Annotated in this window: 7 protein-coding genes and 1 pseudogene; 7 read left to right on the forward strand and 1 reads right to left on the reverse strand. The window is 71.8% G+C overall.

All coding sequences use genetic code 11. The features are described 5' to 3' along the window. A pseudogene (locus IR158_RS19280) lies at positions 1 to 782 on the forward strand (cation acetate symporter); the annotation flags it as partial. A gap of 2 nt (positions 783 to 784) precedes the next feature. Here IR158_RS19280 and IR158_RS19285 read toward each other — a convergent pair. After that, positions 785 to 1612: a class I SAM-dependent methyltransferase gene (locus IR158_RS19285; RefSeq protein ID WP_291816132.1), complete on the reverse strand. Its 828-nt coding sequence runs from the start codon at positions 1610 to 1612 to the stop codon at positions 785 to 787. 131 nt (positions 1613 to 1743) lie between these two features. Here IR158_RS19285 and IR158_RS19290 point away from each other — a divergent pair, with 131 nt between their 5' ends. The 6 genes from IR158_RS19290 to IR158_RS19315 form a co-directional block, all read left to right on the forward strand. Further along, positions 1744 to 3417: an ABC transporter substrate-binding protein gene (locus IR158_RS19290; RefSeq protein ID WP_291816135.1), complete on the forward strand. Its 1674-nt coding sequence runs from the start codon at positions 1744 to 1746 to the stop codon at positions 3415 to 3417. Between the two features lie 16 nt (positions 3418 to 3433). Beyond that, a complete protein-coding gene (locus IR158_RS19295) occupies positions 3434 to 4438 on the forward strand; it encodes an ABC transporter permease (RefSeq protein WP_291816138.1) in 1005 nt (334 codons plus the stop codon). Beyond that, entirely contained in the window at positions 4435 to 5376 is a 942-nt protein-coding gene (locus IR158_RS19300; RefSeq protein ID WP_291816141.1) for an ABC transporter permease, read from the forward strand. Before IR158_RS19295 ends, IR158_RS19300 begins: the two co-directional genes overlap by 4 nt. Continuing rightward, on the forward strand, positions 5373 to 7154 hold the full coding sequence (locus IR158_RS19305; RefSeq protein ID WP_291816143.1) for an ABC transporter ATP-binding protein: 1782 nt from the start codon (positions 5373 to 5375) through the stop codon (positions 7152 to 7154). The genes IR158_RS19300 and IR158_RS19305 overlap by 4 nt, the downstream gene beginning before the upstream one ends. A gap of 151 nt (positions 7155 to 7305) precedes the next feature. Next, positions 7306 to 8331 carry a 6-phosphofructokinase gene (locus IR158_RS19310; RefSeq protein ID WP_291816145.1) on the forward strand — a complete coding sequence of 342 codons (1026 nt, stop codon included), beginning with the start codon at positions 7306 to 7308 and terminating at the stop codon, positions 8329 to 8331. 191 nt (positions 8332 to 8522) lie between these two features. Beyond that, positions 8523 to 9112 (forward strand): S1 RNA-binding domain-containing protein (locus IR158_RS19315; RefSeq protein ID WP_291816147.1); only part of this gene is annotated, 590 nt, incomplete at its 3' end.

Below are 9112 nucleotides of genomic sequence, written 5' to 3' on the forward strand. Positions count from 1 at the left end.
CCGTGGTGTGGGCGATCTGGCTGATCGGGATCTTCTACCTGTTCACCCTGGTGCTGGGCTACGGCGCGGGCGCGCTGGTGGGGCCCGAGACGATCATGTCGTCGCCGGGCAAGGCCAACTCCGCCGCGCCGCTGCTCGCGTACGAGCTCGGCGGCGTGTTCCTGCTCGGCATCATCTCGGCCGTCGCGTTCGCGACGATCCTCGCGGTGGTCGCCGGACTGACCATCACCGCGGCGGCCTCGTTCGCGCACGACATCTACGCCTCGGTGATCAAGCGCGGGGAGGTCGCACCCGACGGCGAGGTGCGCGTCGCCCGCATCACGGTCATCGTCATCGGTGCCCTGGCCATCGTGGGCGGCATCTTCGCCAACGGTCAGAACGTCGCGTTCCTCGTGGCGCTCGCCTTCGCGGTCGCGGCGTCGGCGAACCTCCCGACGATCATCTACTCGCTGTTCTGGAAGCGGTTCAACACGGCCGGGGCACTGTGGAGCATGTACGGCGGGCTCATCTCCTGCGTCGTGCTCATCGCGCTCTCACCGGTGGTGTCCGGCAAGGTCGACCCGGTCACCGGCGACAGCCTGTCGATGATCCGCGACACGTCGGTCGACTTCGCGGTGTTCCCGCTCGAGAACCCGGGGCTGGTCTCGATCCCGCTCGCCTTCGTGCTGGGGATCGTCGGGACGCTGCTGTCGAAGGAGAAGCCGCACCCCGAGAAGTTCGCCGAGATGGAGGTGCGCTCGCTCACCGGCGCCGGGGCGGAGAAGGCCACGGTCGCCCACTGAGGTCAGGCTGGGGGCCGGTGCGCACGCACGATCAGCGTCCCGGGCAACCGGGCGCCGCGCACCGGCCCCCAGCCACCCCAGACCCGCTCGTGCCCGGCGGGCCACTCGGGCTCGACCAGGCCGTCGAGCACGAACCCGGCGCCGACGACGTCGGCGACGTGGTCGGCCACCGTGCGGTGGTACTCCGCGTACAGGACTCGCCCGTCGGTCGCGGTCTCGACGTAGGGCCGCCGGTCGAAGTACGAGCGCGTCGCGGTCAGTCCTCCGACCCCGGGGTCGTCGGGGAACGCCCAGCGCAGGGGATGGGTCACCGAGAACACCCACCGGCCGCCCGGCCGCAGCACGCGGGCGACCTCCGCGTGCACGCGGGGTGCGTCCGGGACGAAGGGCAGAGCGCCGAAGGCGGTGAACACGACGTCGAAGCACGCGTCCGCGAACGGCAGGGAGCGGGCGTCGGCCTGCACGAGCGGGACGCGGACACCGGCGGCCGCGTCCAGTCGGGCGGCCGCCGCGAGCATGCCGGCGGACACGTCCGTGGCGACGGCGCGCGCGCCCGCGACCTTCTGCAGCCAGCGCGTCCCCTGGGCAGCGCCCGCGCCGATCTCGAGCACCCGGGCGCCGTGGACGTCGCCGAGGAGACGGGCGTGCGACTCGCGCAGGCCCTCCGGGCACCACAGCAGGTCCTCGGGGCCGAGGAACGCACCGTGCTCGTCGAGGTACTCCTGCGCGTTCGCGTCCCACCACCCGCGGGCCGCGCGTCCGCCCAGCTCGTCCGGCACCGTGCGGTACCCGGCCTCGGCCAGCGCGTCTCCCGGGGATTCGTCCGACATGGTGCCAGTCTGTCCGATGCCGAATCCGTACCAGTGCGTAACAACCGCGTGACACGCCGCATCTAGCGTTCACCGGGTTCCCGCGTGGCGCGGTGCACACCACGCCGTGCTCCTGACGAGAGGTGGCAGCTGTGAGGACCAGATGGCAGATCGTCGCGGGGGGACTCGTGGTGGGGCTCGCCCTGACCGCGTGCGCCGCGAGCGACAGGGACCCCGCGGGGAGCACCGACGGCGGTGCGTCCGGCGAGGGACGAGACACCTTCATCTTCGCGGCGTCGGGCGACCCTTCGTCGCTCGACCCCGCGTTCGCGAGCGACGGCGAGTCGTTCCGTGTCGCACGGCAGATCTTCGAGGGGCTCGTCGGCGTGGAACCGGGCACGGCCGACCCCGCGCCGTTGCTGGCCGAGTCGTGGGACGTCAGCGACGACGGCCTGGAGTACACGTTCCACCTGAAGGAGGACGTGACCTTCCAGGACGGGACCGACTTCGACGCTGACGCCGTGTGCTTCAACTTCGAGCGCTGGAACAACTTCACCGGGGTCCTGCAGTCGGAGTCCCTGTCGTACTACTGGCAGAAGGTGAACGGCGGGTTCGCGACCAGCGACGTGGCGAGCCTGAACGGCACCGGCAAGTACGAGTCGTGCGAGGCGCCCGACGCGACCACCGCGGTCATCCACCTGCAGAGCCCGCTGCCCGAGCTCGTCTCCGCGCTGTCCCTGCCGGCGTTCTCCATGCAGTCGCCGACCGCGCTCGAGCAGTACGACGCCGACGGCGTGACGGGCGACGGCGAGGCGCCGGTGCTCCCCGAGTACGCGACGAGCCACCCCACCGGCACCGGGCCGTACGTCTTCGAGTCGTGGAGCCCGGGCGAGGAGGTCGTGCTCAGCGCGTACGACGGCTACTGGGGCGAGCAGGGCCAGGTGCGACGCATCGTCTTCCCCATCATCTCCGACGCCACCGCGCGCCGGCAGGCGCTGCAGGCCGGGGACATCGACGGCTACGACCTCGTCGGGCCCGCCGACGTCGTCGCCCTCGAGGAAGCCGGCTTCCAGATCGTCGACCGTGAGCCCTTCAACGTCCTGTACCTCGGGATGAACCAGGCGAACCCCGACCTGGCCGACCTCAAGGTGCGGCAGGCGATCGCGCACGCGATCGACAAGGAGGCGCTCGTCGCCCAGACGCTGCCCGAGGGCACCGAGGTCGCGACCAACTTCGTCCCGCCCGCGGTGGCCGGGTGGAACGAGGACGTCGCGACCTACGACTACGACCCCGACAAGGCGCGCCAGCTGCTCGCCGAGGCGGGCAGGTCGAACCTCACGATCGACTTCAACTACCCGACGAACGTCTCGCGGCCCTACATGCCCACGCCCGAGCAGGTGTTCACGGCGATCACGGCGGACCTCGAGGCGGTGGGCATCACCGTGAACCCGGTGCCGGACCCGTGGAACCCCGAGTACCTCGACAAGATCCAGGGCGGCTCCCAGCACGGCCTGCACCTGCTGGGGTGGACCGGCGACTACAACGACACCTACAACTTCATCGGCGTGTTCTTCGGGGGCACCTCGAACGAGTGGGGCTTCGACAACCCGGAGCTGTTCACGGCGATCAACGACGCCCGGTACGTCGCGGACGTCGACGCGCAGCGCGAGGCGTACGAGGCCGCCAACGCGGCGATCCTCGACTTCCTGCCCGGCGTCCCGCTCGCGCACCCCGTGCCGTCCCTGGCGTTCAAGGCCGACGTCCACGGCTACCCGGCCTCGCCGGTGCAGGACGAGGTCTACAACGTGATCACCCTGGGCGACTGAGGAGCGGCCGGACCAGATGACCCGACTGATCCTGCGGCGCCTGGCGCTGCTCGTCCCCACCCTGCTCGGGTTGTCGGTCCTGCTGTTCCTGTGGGTGCGCGCCCTCCCGGGAGGGCCGGCGACGGCCCTCCTGGGGGAGCGCGCCACCCCCGAGGCGGTGGAACGCATCAACCAGCTCTACGGCTTCGACCGGCCGCTGCCGCAGCAGTACGTCACGTGGCTCGGCCAGCTCCTGCAGGGCAACTTCGGCGTGTCCACGCGCACGGGACGTCCCGTCCTCGACGAGTTCTGGGCGCGCTTCCCGGCCACGGTCGAGCTCTCGCTCGTGGCCCTGGTGGTCGCCGTCGGTGTCGGCATCCCGCTGGGGTACCTCGCCGCGCGCCACCAGGGACGGCTCGTCGACCACGCGGCGGTCGTCACGTCGCTGCTCGGCGTCACGATCCCCGTGTTCTTCCTCGCGTTCCTGCTCAAGTGGCTGTTCGCGGTGCAGCTGGGCTGGTTCCCGTCCACGGGGCGGCAGGACGCGGCGATGGTGGCGACGCACCCCACCCGCTTCTACGTGCTCGACGGGCTCCTGACCCGCGAGTGGGACGCCAGCTGGGACGCGCTCGTGCACCTCGTGCTGCCCGCGCTCGCGCTCGGCACGATCCCGCTGGCGATCATCGCGCGCATCACGCGGGCGTCCGTCATCGACGTGCAGCACGCCGACTACGTCCGGACCGCACGCGCCAAGGGCCTGTCCCCGTCGCACGTGCGCAGCCGGGTCATCCTGCACAACGCGATGCTGCCGGTCTCCACGACCATCGGGCTGCAGGTGGGGCTGCTTCTGTCCGGCGCCGTCCTCACCGAGACCGTCTTCGCGTTCCCCGGCATCGGCAAGTTCCTCGCCGACGCCGTCTTCAACCTCGACTACGCGGTCCTGCAGGGCTTCATCCTGCTCATCGCCGTGGTCTACGCCCTGGTGAACCTGGCGGTGGACGTGTCGTACGGACTGATCGACCCGAGGACGAGGACGCGATGAGCGCACCCGAGGTGTACGAGGTCCCGCAGGGGCCGGTCGACGCCGGTCTGGCCCTGGCCGAGGACCGACGCGCGGGCGAGGCGCTCTGGCGCGTCGCGGGGCGCCGGCTCGTGCGCAACCCGGCCGCGATCCTGGGAGTCGTCATCGTGCTGGCGTTCGTCGTCGTCGCGCTCCTGGCACCCGTGATCGCGTCCTACGGCCCGGGCGCGCTGCCGGGACGCGCCCAGATCCGGCCGACCTTCATCCCCGGACCGTCGCCCGAGCACCCGCTGGGTCTCGACCGCTACGGTGCCGACGTCCTGTCCCAGCTCGTCTGGGGCGCCCGTGCGTCGCTGCGCATCGGTGTCCTGTCCACGCTGCTGGGCCTGGCCGGCGGGCTGCTCGTCGGCCTGCTCGCGGGTGCGTTCGGCGGCTGGGTCGACTCGGCCGCGATGCGTTTCGTCGACCTCATGCTCGCCGTGCCCAGCCTGCTGCTGGCGGTGTCCGTCGCCGCCGTCGCGGGCCAGAGCCCCTCGGCCGTGATCGTCGCGATCGGCGTCGTGCAGGTCCCGGTCTTCGCCCGGCTGCTGCGCGGGTCGATGCTCGCGCAGAAGGGTCAGGACTACGTGCTCGCGGCACGCTCGCTCGGGCTCTCCCGCCGCACCGTGACGATGAGCCACGTCCTGCCCAACAGCGTCTCTCCCGTCATCGTGCAGGCGACCCTGCTGCTCGCGACGGCCGTCATCGAGGCGGCCGCCCTGTCCTTCCTCGGGCTCGGCGGGGGGTCCCCGACCACCGCGGAGTGGGGACGCATGCTCGTGGCGGCGCAGAACGAGCTGGAGATCGCGCCGCGCCTGGCCCTGTGGCCCGGCATCTGCATCTCCGTGACGGCGCTGGGCTTCACCCTGTTCGGCGAGGCGCTGCGCGAGGCGCTCGACCCGCGATCGAGGAGGCGATGAGCGTGACCGGCGCACCGCAGGAGACCGGCGGCGCAACGCCGCTGCTGAGCATCCGGGACCTCGAGGTCACCTTCCGGACCGAGTCCGGGAGCGCGACAGCGGTGCGCGGGGTCTCGTTCGACGTGCACGCGGGGCAGACGGTGGCCGTCGTGGGGGAGTCCGGCTCCGGCAAGTCGACGACGGCCGCGGCCGTGATCGGGCTGCTCGCGGCCAACGGCTCGGTGACCTCCGGGCAGATCCTGTTCGAGGGCGAGGACCTGGTCGCCCTCGGCCCGGACGCGATGCGCCGGCTGCGCGGATCGCGCATCGGCATGGTGCCGCAGGACCCCATGTCGAACCTCAACCCCGTGCGACGCGTGGGCGCGCAGGTCGACGAGACGCTGCAGGACACCGGTGTCGTCCGCGGCCGTCGCGCGCGGGCGCGGACCGTCGAGCTCCTGACGGAGGCGGGCCTGCCGGACGCCGAGCGTCGCGCGCAGCAGTACCCGCACGAGTTCTCCGGCGGCATGCGCCAGCGTGCTCTCATCGCGATGGGCCTCGCGGCACGGCCGCGGCTCCTCATCGCCGACGAGCCGACGTCCGCCCTCGACGTCACCGTCCAGCGCACGATCCTCGACGGGCTGACCGACCTCGCCGACCGGTTGGGGGTGGCGGTGCTGCTCATCACGCACGACCTGGGGCTCGCGGCGGAGCGCGCCGACCGGGTCGTCGTGATGTACCGCGGCGAGGTCGTCGAGGAGGGCGACGCCCGGTCGATCCTCACCGACCCCCGGCACGAGTACACGCGCCGGCTCCTGGCGGCCGCGCCGTCGCTGGCGTCGCGCCGCATCGAGCTCGCACGCCGCGGCGTCGAGGTCGTGGGACCGGCCGCGCAGGACCTGCTCGTCGCGCCCGCGCCCGCGCTCGCGCTCGCGGACGCCCCGGCGACGGCCTCCGCCCCGCGGCCGGCGCCGGTGCCGGGGGACGCGCCCCCGCCGCTGGTCGAGGTCGACCACGTGACGAAGGTCTTCCCGATCCGGGGCCGAGGGCTGCTGGGCCGCTCCGCCGACTTCACCGCGGTGGACGACGTCAGCCTGGTCGTGCCGCGCGGACGCACCGTCGCGGTCGTGGGGGAGTCGGGCTCCGGCAAGTCGACGGTCGCACGGATGATGCTCGGCCTGCTCGAGCCGACGTCGGGATCCATCCGGTTCGACGGCGCGGACGTGGTGCAGCGCGACCGCGCGGCGGAGGTCGCGTTCCGCCGACGCGTGCAGCCGATCTTCCAGGACCCGTACGCGTCGCTCGACCCCCTGTTCACGGTGTACCGGACGGTCGAGGAGCCGCTGCGCGCGCACGGCATCGGCGACCGTGCGTCGCGCCACGCCCGGGTCCGTGAGCTCATGGAGCAGGTCGCGCTGCCCGCCGGGCTGCTGCGCCGGTACCCGGCGGAGCTGTCGGGGGGCCAGCGGCAGCGGGTCGCGATCGCGCGGGCGCTGGCCCTGGAACCCGAGCTGGTCGTGTGCGACGAGGCGGTCTCGGCGCTCGACGTGATCGTCCAGTCCCAGATCCTGCGCCTGCTCGCCGAGCTGCAGGAACGGCTCGGCCTGACCTACCTGTTCATCAGCCACGACCTGGCGGTCGTGCGCCAGGTCGCCGACGAGGTGTGCGTCATGCAGGAGGGGCGGGTCGTCGAGCGCGGGACCGTCGACGACGTGTTCGACGCACCCCGGACGACGTACACCCGCACGCTCCTCGACGCGATCCCCGGCCGCGACCTGGACCTGGGGCGACCGGCCTGAGACGGGGGCACAGCCGTGCCGCGCGGCGTCGGGACCGAAGGCGTGCCGGTGGCCGCGTCGAGGTGGATAGTGTGGGGAGCAGCGCGCGTCGACGCGCGCCCAGCCCCCGGACCTGTCAGGGGGTGACCCCTGCGAACGAGGAGCTTCCAGCGTGCGAGTCGGTCTGCTCACCGGAGGCGGCGACGTCCCGGGCCTGAACGCCGCGATCCGTGCGGTCGTCAAGCGGGGGGAGGGCGAGCACGGCCACTCGATCATCGGCTTCCGCAACGGCTGGAAGGGCGTCGTCGACGGCGACGTCCAGCCGCTGACCCGCCGGGACATCCGCAACGTCCTGCCGACCGGCGGGACCCTGCTCGGGACGGCGCGGTACCACCCCCACGCGTCGGACGGCGGCCTGGAGGCCGCGCTCGCGACGCTCGAGGCGGAGCGCATCGAGGCGCTCATCTGCATCGGCGGTGACGGCACGCTCAACGCGGCCAGCAAGGTCGCCGAGGCGGGCGTGAAGGTGGTCGGCATCCCCAAGACGATCGACAACGACGTCTGGGGGACGGACGCGGCGATCGGGTTCGACACTGCCGTCAGCATCGCCACCGAGGCGATCGACCGGATCCACACGACGGCGGAGTCCCACAACCGCGTGATGATCGTCGAGGTGATGGGCCGCCACGCGGGCTGGATCGCGGTCACGTCGGGCATCGCCGGCGGCGCCGAGCTCGTGCTCGCGCCCGAGGAGCCGTTCGACATCAACCGGATCGAGAAGTTCCTCAAGCACCGCCACCGCGCCCACGCGAGCTTCTCGATCGTGGTCGTCGCCGAGGGCGCCGTGCCGGCCGAGGGCACGACGATGCACTACGAGACGCAGGTCGGGAAGTTCGGCGAGATCGTCGCCGGGGCGATCGGCGAGCGGCTCAAGGTCGAGATCGAGCAGCGCACCGGTTTCGACACGCGCGTCACCGTGCTGGGGCACACGCAGCGCGGTGGCATCCCCACGGCGGCGGACCGCATCCTCGCCTCGCGGTTCGGCGTCGCGGCGATCGACGCGGTGACCGAGGGGACGACGAACGTGATGACGGCGGTCCGCGGCGAGGAGGTCGTGCTGGTGCCGCTGTCCGAGGTCGCCGGCAAGGTCAAGTTCGTCCCGCAGAACCTGCTGACCGTCGCGCGGGCCCTCGCCTGACGTTCCCTTTGCCTGCCGTGCCGTCCACCCGATAGGGTGGACGGCGGTCACGCACGTCATCGTGCGCGCCAGTCCTCGACATCCGCCCGTCCGTGACGTGTGCGGGTGCGGGGCGCAGCTCGAGCCGTGGCGTCCTGCCACGACCATCCCTGTCCGTCCTACTTCCTGTCCGCATCGGAGCCCACCACTACATGAGCATCTCCACCCCCGCGAAGCCCGCCAGCCCGCAGGTCGCGGTGAACGACATCGGTACGGCCGAGGACTTCCTCGCCGCGATCGACGCCACCATCAAGTACTTCAACGATGGCGACATCGTCGAGGGCACCATCGTCAAGGTCGACCGCGACGAGGTCCTGCTCGACATCGGTTACAAGACCGAGGGCGTCATCCCCTCCCGTGAGCTGTCCATCAAGCACGACGTGGACCCCGGCGAGGTCGTGAAGGTCGGTGACGCGGTCGAGGCCCTCGTCCTCCAGAAGGAGGACAAGGAAGGCCGACTGATCCTGTCCAAGAAGCGTGCGCAGTACGAGCGCGCGTGGGGCACGATCGAGAAGATCAAGGAGGAGGACGGCGTCGTCACCGGCACCGTCATCGAGGTCGTCAAGGGTGGCCTCATCCTCGACATCGGTCTGCGCGGCTTCCTGCCCGCCTCCCTGGTCGAGATGCGTCGTGTGCGCGACCTCCAGCCGTACGTCGGCAAGGAGATCGAGGCCAAGATCATCGAGCTCGACAAGAACCGCAACAACGTGGTCCTGTCGCGCCGTGCCTGGCTCGAGCAGAC

It is taken from the genome of Cellulomonas sp. (assembly GCF_015234515.1).
Classification (GTDB): Bacteria; Actinomycetota; Actinomycetes; order Actinomycetales; family Cellulomonadaceae; genus Cellulomonas.

Coding starts and splice junctions, on each gene's coding strand:
- IR158_RS19285 (WP_291816132.1), bottom strand. CDS start 1,612: ATGTCGGACGAATCCCCGGGAGACGCGCTGGCCGAGGCCGGGTACCGC.
- IR158_RS19305 (WP_291816143.1), top strand. CDS start 5,373: ATGAGCGTGACCGGCGCACCGCAGGAGACCGGCGGCGCAACGCCGCTG.
- IR158_RS19300 (WP_291816141.1), top strand. CDS start 4,435: ATGAGCGCACCCGAGGTGTACGAGGTCCCGCAGGGGCCGGTCGACGCC.
- IR158_RS19295 (WP_291816138.1), top strand. CDS start 3,434: ATGACCCGACTGATCCTGCGGCGCCTGGCGCTGCTCGTCCCCACCCTG.